Source organism: Achromobacter sp. JCM 18799 (assembly GCF_055395645.1).
Genome location: NZ_AP043866.1, coordinates 1,755,387 through 1,768,091 on the forward strand (window position 1 = coordinate 1,755,387; position 12,705 = coordinate 1,768,091).

Annotated in this window: 13 protein-coding genes; 6 read left to right on the forward strand and 7 right to left on the reverse strand. The window is 66.8% G+C overall.

All coding sequences use genetic code 11. The features are described from left to right. Positions 1 to 16 precede the first annotated feature (16 nt). Entirely contained in the window at positions 17 to 1,231 is a 1,215-nt protein-coding gene (locus ACZ5YA_RS08315; RefSeq protein ID WP_118932659.1) for a benzoate/H(+) symporter BenE family transporter, read from the forward strand. A gap of 25 nt (positions 1,232 to 1,256) precedes the next feature. Here ACZ5YA_RS08315 and ACZ5YA_RS08320 read toward each other — a convergent pair whose 3' ends face one another. Continuing rightward, positions 1,257 to 2,117 (reverse strand): DUF2272 domain-containing protein, encoded by an 861-nt coding sequence (locus ACZ5YA_RS08320; protein WP_464092365.1) that lies wholly within the window; start codon positions 2,115 to 2,117, stop codon positions 1,257 to 1,259. A 364-nt stretch (positions 2,118 to 2,481) separates the two neighbouring features. Between ACZ5YA_RS08320 and ACZ5YA_RS08325 the strand changes: the two genes are divergently transcribed. From ACZ5YA_RS08325 to ACZ5YA_RS08345, 5 genes are all read left to right on the forward strand, one after another. Continuing rightward, positions 2,482 to 4,005 carry an amidohydrolase family protein gene (locus tag ACZ5YA_RS08325; protein ID WP_118932661.1) on the forward strand — a complete coding sequence of 508 codons (1,524 nt, stop codon included), beginning with the start codon at positions 2,482 to 2,484 and terminating at the stop codon, positions 4,003 to 4,005. Between the two features lie 117 nt (positions 4,006 to 4,122). Then, the gene (locus ACZ5YA_RS08330; RefSeq protein ID WP_118932662.1) at positions 4,123 to 5,229 is read left to right on the forward strand and encodes an ABC transporter substrate-binding protein; all 1,107 of its coding nucleotides are present in this window, start codon (positions 4,123 to 4,125) and stop codon (positions 5,227 to 5,229) included. 9 nt (positions 5,230 to 5,238) lie between these two features. After that, positions 5,239 to 6,102, forward strand: coding sequence for an ABC transporter permease (locus ACZ5YA_RS08335; protein ID WP_464092366.1), 864 nt, complete (start codon positions 5,239 to 5,241; stop codon positions 6,100 to 6,102). Then, positions 6,099 to 6,908 (forward strand): ABC transporter permease, encoded by an 810-nt coding sequence (locus ACZ5YA_RS08340; RefSeq protein ID WP_251881550.1) that lies wholly within the window; start codon positions 6,099 to 6,101, stop codon positions 6,906 to 6,908. The genes ACZ5YA_RS08335 and ACZ5YA_RS08340 overlap by 4 nt, the downstream gene beginning before the upstream one ends. A 15-nt stretch (positions 6,909 to 6,923) precedes the next feature. After that, on the forward strand, positions 6,924 to 7,790 hold the full coding sequence (locus tag ACZ5YA_RS08345) for an ABC transporter ATP-binding protein (RefSeq protein ID WP_059373457.1): 867 nt from the start codon (positions 6,924 to 6,926) through the stop codon (positions 7,788 to 7,790). Positions 7,791 to 7,857: 67 nt separating this feature from the next. Here the strand turns inward: ACZ5YA_RS08345 and ACZ5YA_RS08350 are convergent, their stop codons facing one another. From ACZ5YA_RS08350 to ACZ5YA_RS08375, 6 genes are all read right to left on the reverse strand, one after another. Next, on the reverse strand, positions 7,858 to 8,838 hold the full coding sequence (locus tag ACZ5YA_RS08350; RefSeq protein WP_223283247.1) for a Bug family tripartite tricarboxylate transporter substrate binding protein: 981 nt from the start codon (positions 8,836 to 8,838) through the stop codon (positions 7,858 to 7,860). A 108-nt stretch (positions 8,839 to 8,946) separates the two neighbouring features. Continuing rightward, positions 8,947 to 9,366 carry a nuclear transport factor 2 family protein gene (locus ACZ5YA_RS08355; RefSeq protein ID WP_059373460.1) on the reverse strand — a complete coding sequence of 140 codons (420 nt, stop codon included), beginning with the start codon at positions 9,364 to 9,366 and terminating at the stop codon, positions 8,947 to 8,949. Positions 9,367 to 9,374: 8 nt separating this feature from the next. Further along, positions 9,375 to 10,598, reverse strand: a complete 1,224-nt coding sequence (locus ACZ5YA_RS08360) for an NAD(P)/FAD-dependent oxidoreductase (RefSeq protein WP_464092367.1) — start codon at positions 10,596 to 10,598, stop codon at positions 9,375 to 9,377. After that, positions 10,595 to 10,915 carry a non-heme iron oxygenase ferredoxin subunit gene (locus ACZ5YA_RS08365; RefSeq protein ID WP_251881554.1) on the reverse strand — a complete coding sequence of 107 codons (321 nt, stop codon included), beginning with the start codon at positions 10,913 to 10,915 and terminating at the stop codon, positions 10,595 to 10,597. The genes ACZ5YA_RS08360 and ACZ5YA_RS08365 overlap by 4 nt, the downstream gene beginning before the upstream one ends. 2 nt (positions 10,916 to 10,917) lie before the next feature. Then, positions 10,918 to 12,186 (reverse strand): Rieske 2Fe-2S domain-containing protein, encoded by a 1,269-nt coding sequence (locus ACZ5YA_RS08370; RefSeq protein WP_464092368.1) that lies wholly within the window; start codon positions 12,184 to 12,186, stop codon positions 10,918 to 10,920. Between the two features lie 22 nt (positions 12,187 to 12,208). Then, positions 12,209 to 12,700 (reverse strand): aromatic-ring-hydroxylating dioxygenase subunit beta, encoded by a 492-nt coding sequence (locus tag ACZ5YA_RS08375; protein WP_464092369.1) that lies wholly within the window; start codon positions 12,698 to 12,700, stop codon positions 12,209 to 12,211. Positions 12,701 to 12,705 lie beyond the last annotated feature (5 nt).

Consider the following 12,705-nt stretch of genomic DNA (forward strand, 5'->3'; position numbering starts at 1 on the left):
TTAATGAGATAAGTCCATGGCCCACCCAGAAACGATCCCAGCCGCCCCGTCCTCGTTCCCGGCGACTGAGCTGACGAACGCTTTCGTCGCTTTCCTGTTTTCCGCCTCGGCGCCGGTAGCCATCATCCTGAGCGCCGGCGTGAAAGGGGGTCTCAGCCAGGCCACCCTCGCCTCCTGGATCTTCGCGGCCTTTGTGCTCAACGGCATCCTCACCATCGTGATGTCGGCCATTTACCGGCAACCATTGGCCTTTCTCTGGACCATCCCGGGCGCGGTGCTGGTCGCAAGCGCCCTGCAGCATCTGCCCTTCGCCGAGGTCATCGGCGCCTACCTGCTGACCGCCGCGCTGATGCTGGTGCTGGGGCTGACGGGCTGGGTCGGCGCCATCATGGACCGCATCCCCATGCCCATCGTCATGGGCATGGTCGCGGGCGTCTTTCTCAGCTTCGCGCTGGACTGGATCCGATCGTTCGCCTCCGATCCCTGGCTGGCAGGCGCCATGACCGCGACCTTCTTCGCGGTCTCGTTGTTTCCCGCGGTGCAAAAGCGGCTCTCCCCCATCATCGGCGCGCTCATCGCCGGCGTGTGCACGCTGGCGTTCACCGGCAGGACGCCAGCGCTGGAACATGTGACGTTCGCGACCTCGTTGGCAAGCCCGCAGTTCTACGCGCCGGTGTTCTCGTGGGCCGCCGCGTTCGAGCTGGTGCTGCCGCTTGCCGTGACCGTGATCGCCGTGCAGAACGCGCAAGGCATTGCCGTGCTGCGCAACTCGCTGCACCGCCCGCCGGTCAACGCCATCACCAATGCCTGCGGCGTGTTCTCGGCGCTGACCGCCTGCCTGGGCTGCGTCTCCACCTGTCTGGCCGGGCCGTCGAACGCCATCATTGCCTCTGGCGCCAACGCGTCACGGCATTGGCTGGCCGCGATCTTCCTCGGGGTCATGGTGATCGTGTTCGGCCTGTTCTCTCCCCTGGTCACGCAGGCGCTGCTGGCCACGCCCGCGGCCTTTGTCGCCACGCTGGCGGGCCTGGCGCTTCTACGCATCCTGCAAGGCGCATTCCACACCGCGTTCCGCCAGCACTTCACGCTGGGCGCCCTGGTTGCCTTCCTGGTGACGCTGGGCGGCCTGCCGCTGCTGGGCATCGGCGCGCCGTTCTGGGGCGTGGTGTTCGGCGTGGCGACCAGCTTCGTCCTGGAGCGCGGCGACTTTGCGAAGCAGCCCGCGGCTTGAGCTTGCTTGCGCAACACCGCACCCCTCAATCGATTCGGTTCTTCATCAGGACGATGGCTTCTCCAACCAGCTTTTCCTTGAAGAAACGCTGGTTCTTCGCGATATTGCCGTCCGCCGTCAGCTGATACCCGGTAACGAAGACCGACTGGCTGACGTTGCCGCCTATGGCCAACGCGACTTCGGTGCCTACCGCCACAATGATGTCGGAATGGCTGGGAGCTTCCGGATTCTTTGAGGCTGCGAGATATTGATCGAACGTGTAGGGCTTGTCCCGCCAACTGCCGATGATGTCGCCGACCTGCGGCTTTTCTTCCGCTATACGTACGCCCCAAAACGGCGCGGACTTGTCCTGGCTCGCCCGCTTCTTGATGGCATCCCACATGTACGCCGCATGACCGATGGAACGCTTGAACGCCTTGAATTCCGGGATGACCTTGGCCGCATTGCTCACCATGAGAGAAATAGCGACGGCGGACCAGGGATAGCCGGTGTCCTTTCCGCTCAGATTCTTGCCCAGCGCCTTCCACATCTCGTGGATGTAGCTGCTATAGGGTTCGACGGTCTCCTTTCCCCGCCCTTTGTCGAATCGTAGCCACTGTTCCACCGCCGCTGCCACGAGCGTCTCGCGAGCCCGGTTATCGGGTGGCCGCAGGGTTGGCTGCCTGGCTGTGGGGGCCCACTTGAATTTCGAATCCGCCAGGCCATCGACTGCATAGCCTTCGACGGTCAAGCCGCCCATTTGCGTCCGAACATGGTGCCAGCCCGCGGGTGCATCCCCTAGATCGTCAACCTCCTGGCCCAACGTCAGGCTACCGACAGGCGTGTTGTTCTCGGTGCTGGGAATGGACCGCAGGTTGACTGCCTCGACATTGACGAAACGCTTCATGAAACGCTCCCGGAGCTCCTCGGACATGGGCAGCCGCGCACGCCAGGCCGAGCAGATGTTGTCTGTCTATCCAAATGCCAAAAGAGACGCAGGTTCCAGAATGCCGCGTGGACCGACGGTACGCGAAAACGTCCCGACTAGCCCTCCTCCGGTCGCATGAGAGGCGCAGCCGCGGATACCATCCGCACCAAATATGGGAATGCCGGAATTCCGACAATCTCCCCCAATGCCATAAGCACATCACTTAGTTGGAAATTGCGAATCGGTCGTTTGGCCAGGCGGCCAACTCCCGTAATGTGACCTGTCCGCGCCGGCCTTGCCGAATCCGCAAGGCGCCGCGTCCGTTTCACTCTCGGAGACCCGCATGAACGACCGGCTGCACCGTACCCAGGCTTCCCGATCCGCCGCGATCAAGGCGAAGCTGGACTATCCCGTGATCGATACCGACGTACACGTCAACGACTACGCGCCCGTGCTGGAGGACTACATCCAGCACTATGGCGGTTCCAAGCTGGTGGACGTGCTGCGCAAGACGCAGGGCTCGCGCTTCGCCACCAAGTCCCAGGGCAAGGACTGGTACCAGCAGACCCCGGAGGAACGGCAGCGCAACCGCACGCTGCGCTCGCCCTGGTGGGCGCGCGTCACGCGCAACACCCTGGACCTGGCGACCGTCACGCTGCCGGAGCTGTTGTACGAGCGCCTGGAAGAACAAGGCTCGGACTACTCCATCCTGTTTCCCAACGACGTGCTGGCGCCGCTGGGCGCGGGCGACGAGTATCGCCAGCCCCTGCACCGCGCGATCAACCACTTCCATGCGGACCAGTACCGCAAGTACAGCGACCGCCTGACGCCCGTGGCAGGCATTCCGCTGAACACGCCGCAGGAAGCCATCGAGGAGCTCGAATTCGCGGTCAAGACGCTGGGGCTGAAGGTGGCCAACATCCCGGGCGGCGTGCGCCGGCCGATCAAGGCCATCGCCGACAAGTACCCGCCCGCCGAATTCCCGGAGATCGCGCGGCATGCGTCCTATGTGGATTTCTTCGGCCTGGACAGCGAGTACGACTACGACCCGTTCTGGGCCAAGGCGGTGGAGCTGGGCGTGCCGCTGGCCACCCACTACGGCAGCCAGGGCTGGACCGGGCGCCACTCCATCAGCAATTACATGTTCAACCATATCGGCCACTTCGCCGACGGTTCCCAGGCCTTTGCCAAGGCGCTCTTCTTCGGCGGCGTGACGCGGCGCTTTCCGAACCTGCGCGTGGCCTTGCTGGAAGGCGGCGCCGACTGGGGCGCGCACGTGTATGCGCACCTGGTGGACCGCTGGGAAAAGCGCAACCGCAACGCCGTGCAACAATACAACCCGGCCAACGCGGACGTGGAGCTGCTGGCGGACCTGTTCGAACGCTACGGCGCGGACCTGCTCAATGGGCGCGAGCTCAACAAGGACACCCTGTTGCGAGACAGCCTGGGCCTGTCGGCGCTGCACCACAGCCGCGACCCCCAGGGCGATGAGCTCGACGACTTCGCCGCGGCCGGCATCGAAAACGTAGAGGACATCCGCAAGCGCTGGGTCGACAGCTTCTACTTCGGCTCGGAGGCCGACGACCGGACCATAGGGGCGGCCTTCAACGACCGCGCCAATCCGCTGAACACCAAGCTCAACGCGATCTGGTCCTCCGACGTCGGCCATTGGGACGTGCCGGACCTGACCGAGCCGCTGGCCGAAAGCTGGGACCTGGTGGAAGACGGCGTGATCTCCGCGGCGGATTTCAAGGCCCTGGTGTTCGACAACCCATACCGCTTCTACACCCAGGCGCATCCCGACTTCTTCAAGGGCACGCGCATCGAACAGAAGCTGCAGGCGCGCGCCGAAAAGCGCGCGGCCTGACCTTATCGCGTACCCGCAATCCCGCCCGCCGGCACATGCCGGCGGGCGCCTAGTCCTGCCCGCGGCCGGCGCCTGCCAGCCCGGACCTGTCTTTCATCATCGATATACGGAACGACCATGCGCACCCTGCTCTCTCCCCGCAGCCTGATTTCACGCCTGATGCTGGGCGCAGCCTTGTGCGCCGTCAGCCTCGCCTCCCTGGCCGCGCCCGACGTGGTCCGCATCGGCGTGGCGACCGCCGGCGGCGGCGACCCCATCACCTGGGGCGGCTCGCCGGGCGGCGTGGCGCGCGCCAACAACTGGCTGGAGGAAGCCTTCAAGGGCACCGGCACCGAAGTACAGTGGCTGTTCTTCAAGGGCGCAGGCCCCGCGGTCAACGAAGCGCTCTCGAACAAGCAGATCGATTTCGCCTACCAGGGCGACCTGCCGTCGGTGGTGGGCCGCTCCAACGGGTTGAAGACCCGCATCCTGTTGGGCAGCGGCGTGCGCAACAACCTGTACGTCTCCACGCCCAAGGACTCCCCGCTGCAATCGCTGGACGACCTGAAGGACCGCAAGGTGTCGATCTTCCGCGGCACCAACGGCCATCTGGTCGCCATCAACGTGCTGGCCTCGCGCCAGCTGACCGAACGCGACATCAAGGGCGTGAACCTCGACACCGGCAGCGCGCAAGCGGCGCTGGTCTCCAACGGCGTGGATGCGGCCTTCGGCGGCTATGAATACTTCAAGCTGCGCGACCAAGGCCTGGCGCGCATCATCTATTCGACCAAGGGCCAGGATCCCTCGTTCACGCGCCAGGCGTCGCTGCTGGTGCGCGAGGACTTCGAAAAGGAGAATCCCGAAGCCGTGCAGCGCGTGGTCGACGTGTTCGTGCGTGCGGCGCAATGGTCCTCGGATGAGCAGAACCGCGATGCGCTCTTCAATATCTGGGCGCGCAGCGGCACGCCTTACGCGTCCTGGCAGGCAGAGTTCGACGGCGAAGTGCTGGCCGTGCGCAATTCGCCGCTGCTGGACGAGTTCCTCGCCGCGCGCTACCAGGCCGTGGCGGACGACGCGCTGAAATTGAAGCTGATCCGCCGTCCCGTGAGCGTGGACGGCTGGTTCGAGCCGCGCTACCTCGACGCCGCCTTGCAGAAGGCCAATCTTGCCGCCCGCTGGACCGCGTTCAATGCGCAAGGCCAGCCGGCCGCGGGCGAGCGCCAGGCCAGCGCCGCCGCACGATAAGGAGCCGCCATGTCGGGAAACACGCTTAACGCCCCATTTGCGTCCGCGCGGCGCGGCGCGCGCCTGGCGCCTGCCACCCTGCTGCGCAACGCCGGCGGCCGCCTGCTGCCCTGGCTGCTGCCGCTGGCCCTGCTCGCGCTTTGGCAGCTGGGCGCATCGCAGGGCTGGATCTCGCCGCAGGTGCTGCCCTCGCCCAGCTTCGTCTGGCTGACCTTGCAGGATCTCTACAGCAGCGGCGACCTCTGGCTGAACGTGCAAGCCAGCATGCAGCGCGTGCTGGTGGGCTTCGCGGCCGGCAGCGCGCTGGGCCTGGCGCTGGGCGCCGCGATGGGATTGTGGCGTCCGCTGGAAGCCTACATCCTGCCCACCTTCAATGCGCTGGTGCAGATCCCGGTCCTGGCCTGGCTGCCCTTCGTGCTGCTGCTGGTGGGCATAGGCGAACCACTGAAGTACATCCTGATCGCCAAGGCCGCGCTGGTGCCGGTGACGCTGAACACCTTGCAGGGATTCCGGCAGACCCCGACCAACCTGCTGGAAGTGGCCCGCGTCTATGGCTACACGCGCCGCCAGCAGGTGCTGGAAGTCGTATTGCCCCACGCCCTGCCGACGCTCTTCACCGGTTTGCGGCTGGGCTTCACCAAGGCCTGGCTGTCGCTGGTGGTGGTGGAGCTGGTCGCGTCCAGCGAAGGACTCGGCTACCTCATCGTCTACGGCCGTCAACTGTTCCAGCTGGATCTGGTGATGGCGGCGGTGATAGTGGTGGGCGCCATCGGCTACGCCATCGACAAGCTGCTGGACCTGGCCGAAACCCGCGCGGGCGGCGGCCAAGCCGCTACGCGCCTGGGCGCGGCGGCCACCGGAGCCCGAACATGACCGCGGCGTTCATCTCCACGCTTCCCGTGGTCCGACGCGGCAGCGCCTGGTTGCGCGCGCGCTGGCGCGGCCTGGTGCTGCCCGCCGCCGCCATCCTGGCCTGGTGGGCGCTGGCGCGGCTGGACTGGGTATCCACTCCGCTGCTGGTGTCGCCGGGCAAGGTGCTGGAGACGGCGGCCAGCCAGATATCCTCGGGACGGCTGTGGCGCGCGCTGAGCGCGAGCCTGGCGCGCGAATTCACCGGATTCGCGATAGGCACCGCGCTCGGCCTGATACTGGGCGCGCTGCTGGGACTGCTGCCGTTGTTCAACCGCATCGTGGGTCCCAGCTTCAACACTTTCAAGCAGATCTCGCTGTTTGCCTGGATCCCCCTGATCTCGGTCTGGTTCGGCCTGGGCGACGTGGCCAAGGTGACGTTCCTGTCGCTGGCCGCCCTGGTACCCGTGGTCGTCAATACCTGCGATGGCATACGCAGCACCCCCACGGCGTTGCTGGAAGTGGCCCGCGTGTACGGCTATTCCCGCTGGCAGACGCTGCTGCACGTGGTCCTGCCAGCGGCCGCGCCTTCGATCTTCACCGGCGTGTACCTGGCGCTGATCTACTCCTGGCTGGCGACGATAGGCGCGGAGTACCTGCTGGTGGCCGGCCACGGCATCGGCAACACCTTGATCGAAGGCAGCGAACACTTCCAGATGGACCTGGTGATCTTCGGCATGTTCGTGATCGGCCTGGTGGGCTGGTCCATGAATGCCTTGGCCCGCGCGCTGGAGCGCAGGCTGGCGCGGCACCGCTACGGCGCCGCCTGATGGAGTAGGAAAGGAATGACGAGCATCTTCGGCAAGGAATTGAACATCCGCGGCGTGGGCAAGCGCTATGCCGGCCCGGGCGACGGCGCAGAGGCGCTGCAAGTCCTGCAGGACATCAACCTGGACGTGCCCGCCGGGCATTTCGTCAGCATCGTGGGCGCCAGCGGCTGCGGCAAGTCCACGCTGCTGCGCCTGATCCTGGGGCTGGATGGCGACTACGCCGGCCAGATCCTGCTGGACGGCAACCCAGTGCGCGGCGCGGGCCTGGACCGCGGCATCGTATTCCAGGACCACCGGCTGTTTCCGTGGCTGAACGTGGAACGCAACATCGCGGCGGCGCTGCGCAACGCACCGCTGTCGAAGGCAGAAAAGCGCGAGCTGGTGGCCGAGCACATCGCACTGGTCGGCCTGCAGGGGTTCGAGAAATCCTACCCGCACCAGATCTCGGGCGGCATGGCGCAGCGCGTGGCGATCGCGCGCGGCCTGGTCAACCGCCCGCGCGTGCTGCTGCTGGACGAGCCGCTGGGCGCGCTGGACGCGTTGACGCGGTCGCGGCTGCAGAACGAGTTGCAGCGCATCTGGCAGCAGGAGCAGATCACCATGGTGCTGGTCACGCACGACGTGGAGGAAGCCGTGTTCCTGGGCGACCGCGTGGTGGTGATGCAGCCGCGCCCGGGACGCATCCGCCGCATCGTCGACGTGGATCTGCCGCATCCGCGCAACCGCAGCGATCCGCGCTTCATCCGATTGCGCGACGACGTGCTGAGCGACTTTCTCGATCCAGATGGGCGCGTGGCCCGCCATGAAGAACAGCCGCCTGGCGGCCTGGCGGCCACGGTGGGCGCACTGCCCGCGTTGGGGCGCTTGCGCATGGCTTGGTAGTTTCCTTGCGCACAAAGGCAAGCCGGCGGCACCCGCCGCCGGCTTGGTTGGTTCAGGCGTCAGCCGCTCAATCGATCGACGCGCCCGCCACCTTCACGACCTTCCCCAGCCGCGCATACTCTTCCGCACCGAACTCCGCCAGCGCCTGGCGCGACGTGGGCGAAGGAATCGCACCACGCGACTCCAGCATCTTGCGCACCTCGGGCTGCTGCAGCGCGCGGTTGACCGCCGCGTTCAGCTTGTCCAGCACGGCCGCCGGCGTGCCCTTGGGCGCGTACAGGCCGTCCCAGGCGAAGAACTCATAGCCCTTGACGCCGGCTTCGCTGATCGTGGGAATGTCCGGATTGGATGCCACGCGGTCCGGCGTCGTCACGCCCAGCGCCCGCAGCTTGCCCGCCGCAATCTGCCCCGACACGTTGGGCATGACGTCGATCATGAACGAAATCCGCCCGCCCAGCAGATCGGTCATGGCCGCGCCGCCGCCCTTGTAGGGAATGTGCATGACCTTGGTGCCGGCCATCTGGTTCAGCAGCTCACAGGCCAGATGCGAGGACGTGCCGTTGCCGGCGGAACCGCAGGTCAGCTCACCCGGATTGGCCCGGGCGTAGGCCAGCAGCTGCGCCAGGGTCTTAAAGCGCTCGTCGGTGGCATTGACCACCAGCGCCGCCGCAATGACCGTGAAACGCGAGATCGGTTCGAAGTCCGACGGCGCATAGCCCGGCGACTTGTACAGCCAGTGATTGGTGGCCTGCGTGCCATTGGTGCCGTAGGACAGCGTATAGCCGTCGGGCTTGGCGCGCGCGGCGATCGAAGTGCCGATATTGCCGCCCGCGCCGGGGCGGTTCTCGACGATGATGGACTGCCCGAGCTCGCGCGACAGCGGCTCCGCAACCAGGCGCGCCAGGGTGTCGCCGCCGCCGCCGGCCGCGAACGGCACCACCAGCGTGATCGGATGGGTCGGCCAGTCGGCCTGTTGCGCCTGGGCGCCGGACACGACGGCCGCACAGGCGGCCGCCAACATGCAATGCAAGATTCTTGAGGGTTTCATGGTTTGTCTCCTGGGGTATTTACGGTACGCGCCCATTGCTTTTTGAATGGTCCGGACGCGTGAGGAACAAGAATTCGGAATGTGCGGGATCTCCGTGATGTCAGGCCGTCATTCCGGCGGAAGATGGCGGCGGCTGCTTTTGTCCGCCAGCCGCCAGCCGCCGTCCGTCTCCACCAGCACGTCCTGGCACTCGCGGATGGCGACCAGGCGCGGCGCGCCGCCCTGCTCGTGCGGCACGCTTTCGTAGGCGGTCAGGAAGTAGCCGACGGTGGCGCGCGCGCCAGCCAGCTCGACCAGTCGCAGATTGGTAATGACGTGGCAGGTGCTGCGCTCGGGCGCGCGGGCATTCAGGGCTTGCAGGATTTCCTGGCGGCCGGCAAGCCGGCGTCCCTGCCGTTGCCAGACGCCGTCCTCGGCCATGAGCGCGGCTGCGGCCTCGTGCCGCCGCGTGTCCAGGGCATGGAAGAATTCCAGCACCACGGATTCGCAGGCCGTCTTGGCCAGCATGGGCAAAATCGGGTTTTCCATTGCGATCCTCATCCGATCTGGGCGCTGGCAAGCGGCACTTCGGGCCGCCCGAGCAACGCCGGGTCCAGGGTCGCGCGCTGCGCGATCCATTTGCGCAGCTGGCGGAAATCGCGGGCTGCATCCACCGATACGCCGGCCACGGCGCGGCCGCTGGCGTCCAGCGCCACCGACAGCAAGGCGCGCTCCCCAACCTGCGGCCGCAGCACTTCGCTGCAGGCCAGGCCCGGGAATCCGACGATCTGCACCATGGCGTCGTATTGTTCCGACCAGACGGCGCCGGTCGGCGCATAAGGTTCGCCCAGGCCCAGGGCCGACAGCGCGGCGGCCGTGCCTTGGTCCTGCGCGTTCTGCCACGACTCCATGCGCGCATGGCCGTCCTCGGCCGTCAGCACCGCGACGTCGCCCGCCGCATAGACGTCCGCCGCCGAGGTCCTGCAGTACGCGTCGACCAACACGCCACGCTCGCAGGCCAGGCCGGCTTCACGCGCCAGTTCGTCATTGGCCCGCAGGCCCACGCCCAGCACGATGGCGTCCGCGTCCAGACGCGTGCCGTCGGCCAGTTCCGCCACCGGGCGGCCGTCCGTCTGCGCCAGCACCGCGCGCAGGCAAGTGTCCAGGCGCAGGTCCACGCCATGGGCGGCATGCAGCGCGGCCAGGTGCGCCGACACCGCAGGCTGCACGCTGCGGGCGCACAGTCGCGGTCCCTGCTCCAGCACGGTCACGGCGCTGCCGGACTGACGCGCCGTCGCCGCTACCTCCAGCCCGATCCAGCCGCCCCCGACCACCACCAGGCGGCGGCCCGGGCCGAGGCTGGCGCGCAGGCGCAGCGCGTCGCCGCGGGTGCGCAGCACGTGCACGCCGGGGCCATCCACGCCGGGCAGCGCAGGCACGACCGGCCTGCCGCCCATGCACAGGATCAGCTTGTCATAGGCGATGCTGCCGCCGTCCGAGGTATCCACCTGCCTATCGGCCACGCGCAGCCGCGCCGCCGCCACGCCCGGCCGAAACTCGATGCGCAACGCCGCCAGCCGCTCGGCCGAAAACAGCTCGGTGCTTTCGGGCACGGCCTGGCCGCCCAGCACCGCCTTGCTCAAGGGCGGGCGTTCATAAGGCGCGTGGGGCTCATCGCCCAGCAGCACGATGCGGCCTTCGTAGCCGCGTTCGCGCAAGGTCGCCGCGGCCCATCCGCCCGCCTGGCCGGCGCCGACCACCACGATGGCGCCCGAGTTCATGCGCCTTCCGCCTTCAGGTAGACGGTGCCCGACTCCACCCGCACCTCGTAGCGGCGCAGGTCCGTCGTGACCGGCGGGCATTGCGGCTTGCCGGTACGGATGTCGAAGACGCCCTGATGCAGCGGACACTCGATGGTGCCGTCTTCCAGATAGCCGTCGGCCAGGCTGGCGTTGCCATGCGGACAGCGGTCCTGCGTGGCGCAGATGTCGCCTTGCAGGTTGTAGAGGCAGACGCCTTCGCCTTCATGCATCACGCGCAGGGTGCCGGTGTCGGGCGAAATGTCCGACACCATCGCCACAGGTTTCCAGGTATCCATGCTCACAGCCCCATCGCCTTGCGGTAGTAGTCGTAGAAGGAGCGGATCAGCACCTCGGTCACCATGTAGTCGGCGGGCTCGGTGTCGCGGCCGCCCATCTCGATGATGCCGCGCTCTTCCGGATAGCCGGTGACGCCGATCTGCACCTGGTTCAGCATTTCGCTGTCGTCCATCGACACGAAGCCGGCCGGACCCAGCAGGTTGGCGTGCTTCAGGCGCAGGCGGGTCATTTCCTCGTCGTCGTCCTCGTAGCCGTAGTAGGTGAACACCAGTTCGTGCTCGGTCGGGCTGCGCGGGATGACGTGGCGAGTCTTGAGCGAGTTGGCCTGGATGCCGAACTGCGCGGCCGGGAACACCCACGCGCCACCGACGCGGCCGCGGTTGAACTCGGCGCGCGGCGTCACGGTTTCCAGGTCCAGCAGCTCCAGGTCGTCACGGAAACGGCTCATTTCCGTGGTGGCCTCGGTCTTCTTCTTGCCCTCGTTGTGCGACACCATCACGCTGTGCGCGCCGCCGCCCGTGGGGATGCACTCGGACTTGGAGTCCGCGCGCCACAGGCCGAAGGTGATGTAGAAGGTGTGCAGCAGCGTGGCGTGGTACGGATCCTTCAGGTTTTCCAGGTACATCTTCCAGTTGCTGGGGATCAGCTGGCGGCTGTAACCCAGCAGCTTGAGCGGCTTGCCCGGCAGCATGTGGTCGATTTCCGCCAGCACTTCAGGACCGCAGTAGTCCTCGAAGCTGGGCGCGTCCTCGGCGAAGGTGGCCCAGATCGAGCCGCCGCGGTTCACGCTGCGCAGCTTGCGGATGCCGTTCTGCTTGGGATCGAAGTCGCGCGGCATGCCACCCTTGCCCATGGCGCCGCGGCGAAACGGCACGCCTTGCAGATTGCCGTTCAGGTCATAGTTCCACTGGTGGTAGGGGCAGGTGAAGTCCTCCACCTTGCCGGTGTTGTGCCAGCAGATCTGCGCGCCGCGGTGCGCGCAGCGGTTCTCCAGAACGTTGATCTCGCCTTCCGCGTTGCGGACCATGACCACGGGGCGGTCGCCGATCCAGTTTCGCTTGTAGCAGCCAACTTCAGGCACTTCGCATTCCAGGCCCACGTAGTTCCAGGTCCTGCCGCCGAAGAACACGTCCATCTCCTTCTTGAAGATGGCGGGATCGGTGTAGACCCAGTTGGGGATGCGCGTATAGCCTTCCTTGGGCCAACGGCGCTCGATGTGGATGGGAGCCGCCGCCGGAGCCTCTGGCGCGGTCGAGTGGGTACAGGTCATGATGGGTATCCTCGGGGCGGATTCAGATGGGAACGATGAGCGAAGTGCGCACGCGGTAGTTGTCGTACACGCAGTCGCGGCGGCTGAACGCCAGGCCCTCGGGCGTCACGCGCACCACGTCCAGATAGCGGCCCACCATGTTCAAGGTGGGCTCGCGGTCGGACAGCGACTCCATCACCGCAAAGTTGGCCTGCGCCACGATGTGGTCGCCCTGCACTTCCAGCACGCGCACGCCGCTGATGAAGTGGCGCAGCGAACGCGGCTCGAACATGGTGGTTTCGCGCAAGGCCGTGACGCGGTCGCGCACCATGTTCTTGTTCATGCAATAGATCAGGCCCAGGGGCAGGCCGGCGTCATGGTTCTCGCGCGACAGCACCCGGTAATGGCAGTCCTCGGTGAAGAAGGCGGGCCAGTCCTCCAGCCGGTCTTCGTCCAGGCAGTAGGCGTAATCGTCATAGAAGTCCCGCAGGCGCTCGCGCAGCGACGGGGTATCGGAAAGCTCGGTCATGGTCATTGCGG

Bases quoted from the DNA above. Each gene is read 5' to 3' on its own strand.
- ACZ5YA_RS08315 (WP_118932659.1), top strand. From the start codon at position 17: ATGGCCCACCCAGAAACGATCCCAGCCGCCCCGTCCTCGTTCCCGGCG.
- ACZ5YA_RS08320 (WP_464092365.1), bottom strand. From the start codon at position 2,117: ATGAAGCGTTTCGTCAATGTCGAGGCAGTCAACCTGCGGTCCATTCCC.
- ACZ5YA_RS08325 (WP_118932661.1), top strand. From the start codon at position 2,482: ATGAACGACCGGCTGCACCGTACCCAGGCTTCCCGATCCGCCGCGATC.
- ACZ5YA_RS08330 (WP_118932662.1), top strand. From the start codon at position 4,123: ATGCGCACCCTGCTCTCTCCCCGCAGCCTGATTTCACGCCTGATGCTG.
- ACZ5YA_RS08335 (WP_464092366.1), top strand. From the start codon at position 5,239: ATGTCGGGAAACACGCTTAACGCCCCATTTGCGTCCGCGCGGCGCGGC.
- ACZ5YA_RS08340 (WP_251881550.1), top strand. From the start codon at position 6,099: ATGACCGCGGCGTTCATCTCCACGCTTCCCGTGGTCCGACGCGGCAGC.
- ACZ5YA_RS08345 (WP_059373457.1), top strand. From the start codon at position 6,924: ATGACGAGCATCTTCGGCAAGGAATTGAACATCCGCGGCGTGGGCAAG.
- ACZ5YA_RS08350 (WP_223283247.1), bottom strand. From the start codon at position 8,838: ATGAAACCCTCAAGAATCTTGCATTGCATGTTGGCGGCCGCCTGTGCG.
- ACZ5YA_RS08355 (WP_059373460.1), bottom strand. From the start codon at position 9,366: ATGGAAAACCCGATTTTGCCCATGCTGGCCAAGACGGCCTGCGAATCC.
- ACZ5YA_RS08360 (WP_464092367.1), bottom strand. From the start codon at position 10,598: ATGAACTCGGGCGCCATCGTGGTGGTCGGCGCCGGCCAGGCGGGCGGA.
- ACZ5YA_RS08365 (WP_251881554.1), bottom strand. From the start codon at position 10,915: ATGGATACCTGGAAACCTGTGGCGATGGTGTCGGACATTTCGCCCGAC.
- ACZ5YA_RS08370 (WP_464092368.1), bottom strand. From the start codon at position 12,186: ATGACCTGTACCCACTCGACCGCGCCAGAGGCTCCGGCGGCGGCTCCC.
- ACZ5YA_RS08375 (WP_464092369.1), bottom strand. From the start codon at position 12,700: ATGACCATGACCGAGCTTTCCGATACCCCGTCGCTGCGCGAGCGCCTG.